The sequence below is a fragment of the Paenibacillus sp. 01L418 genome (assembly GCF_056400045.1).
The window spans coordinates 1-610 of record NZ_JBFTSN010000864.1; the positions used below are offsets into that span (position 1 = coordinate 1).

Here is a 610-nt window from a genome sequence, read left to right on the forward strand (position 1 = left end):
CTTCTTTGTAATGAACCGGATACATCCACTCCGCAAGCCAATCTGATTTGAGAAATAAAATCGTCAATAAACCAAGCAGCAGGACGAGCAGCACCCTTTTCTTTTGGAATACCCTCATGGCATACACTTACTTTTCCAAAATTCATCCAGCTGACGCTTCGTCTCCTCCAGCGATCCGCTGTTATCGATGACCCAATCCGCTTTCAGTCTCTTTTGCTCAATATCCATTTGCAGTGCGATGCGCCGGCTTGCTTCTTCTTCAGGCAAATGGTTTCGTTCCATTAAGCGCTTTTTCTGAAGCTCAGCGGGTACATATACGACCAATATGCCTTCGTACAGATGCTCCTGCTTCGTCTCGTATAGCAGCGGCACGTCAGCTACTACTAATCGTTCTGGATACTGCTCTGCGTAAGTATGTATGGTTTGCTGCATCCGCGCCCGTATAGCTGGATGGGTTATGGATTCAAGCTTTGCTAATGATTGTTTATCGCGAAACACAATTTCGCCGAGAGCTTTGCGGTTAAGAGAACCGTCCGTTTCAAGGACAGCTTGTCCAAACGTAGAGGCGATTGCCTCTAATGCTGGTTCCCCGGGAAGTACAACCTCCTGT

1 protein-coding gene is annotated in these 610 nt (G+C 47.4%); it reads right to left on the bottom strand.

What is annotated here, in order from left to right; all coding sequences use genetic code 11:
• Positions 1 to 114: 114 nt before the first annotated feature.
• Positions 115 to 610 (bottom strand): dephospho-CoA kinase (coaE, locus tag AC1DSE_RS36175; RefSeq protein ID WP_477529235.1); only part of this gene is annotated, 496 nt, incomplete at its 5' end.